This window comes from Streptomyces boncukensis, assembly GCF_011045075.1.
Lineage (GTDB): Bacteria > Actinomycetota > Actinomycetes > Streptomycetales > Streptomycetaceae > Streptomyces > Streptomyces boncukensis.
The window spans coordinates 1-1,139 of record NZ_JAAKZZ010001000.1; the positions used below are offsets into that span (position 1 = coordinate 1).

General features: G+C 76.2%; 2 protein-coding genes. Both read left to right on the forward strand.

Annotated elements, in window-relative coordinates; all coding sequences use genetic code 11:
- Positions 1–213 precede the first annotated feature (213 nt).
- Entirely contained in the window at positions 214–666 is a 453-nt protein-coding gene (locus tag G5C65_RS37565) for a nuclear transport factor 2 family protein (protein WP_165303522.1), read from the forward strand.
- 29 nt (positions 667–695) lie between these two features.
- The coding region (locus tag G5C65_RS37570) for an AMP-binding protein (protein WP_165303524.1) at positions 696–1,139 on the forward strand (444 nt) is incomplete at its 3' end.

A 1,139-nucleotide genomic window follows, 5' to 3' on the forward strand; every position in this document is an offset into this window, starting at 1 on the left:
GGTTCGGGGCGTGCGCTGTGGTCATCTCGTCCTCCTCGTCGGGGTGACCGGCAGCTTCCCCGACCCGGTTCAAGAGGCGGCCGAGGACGCTTCAAGCCGTTCGGGCCCCCTGGACGGGGCCGTGAGGAGTCCTCCAGCGGATCTCGACGGGCCGGTGCCAGCTTCGGCGGAACACCACGCCACCGCCATCGCCACCAACAGAGGGGGCCTGTCATGCCGCTGTCGGCACCTGACGAGCTCGGCGCACCGCACGGTGCGCTGCACCAGGAAGTCCTGCGCTTCTACGCACGGCAGATGCGCAGCCTCGACGAGGGGAACGTCGCCGAGTGGGCCGCGACGTTCACCGAGGACGGAGAGTTCAGCGCCAACGCCCACCCCCGGCCGCAGCGGGGCCGGGAGGCCATCCGGCAGGGCGCGGCCGAGGCAGCCGCCAAGCTGGCGGAGCAGGGTGTGCAGCGCCGCCACTGGCTCGGCATGGTCGAGGTCTCCGCCGGCCCCGACGGCACGCTGACGGCCCGGTCGTACGCGCAGGTCATCGCCACGCCCCAGGGCGGCAAGGCCGAGCTGGAGCTGAGCTGCTCCTGCGAGGACGAGCTGGTGCGCGAGGGCGGGGAGCTGCTCGTACGCCGGCGCCGGGTCCACCGCGACGACCTCGCCCGCTCGTGACGGCGCCGGCGCCTCCCGTGCGGGAGGGGGTGGCGACCGGGCCCCCGCTCAGCGCGCTGGCGGATCTGCTCGGCGTCGAGCGGGTCGACGGCCTGCTGCGCCGGGCCGCGGCGACCGCCCCCGGCCGCACCGCGGTGCGCTGGGCCGACGGAGCGCTGAGCTACGCCGAGCTGGACGAGCTGTCCGACCGGTACGCGGCCCGGCTGCGGGCGCTGCACGGCGCCCCGCCGGGGGTGGTGGCGCTGACCACCGACCTCGACGCGCACTTCGCCCCCGCGTTCTTCGGCATCCTGCGGTCCGGCGGCGTCCCGGCCCTCGTCAACCCGCTGCTGCGGGAGGACGGGCTCGCCCATGTGCTGGGCATCAGCGCGGCGCGGGCCGCCGTGGCGCCGCCCGGCCTGTACGAGCGGCTGAGCGCCGTCCGCGAGCGGCTGCCGGAGCTGGCGCACCTCGTCCCCACCCACCGCGCCCCC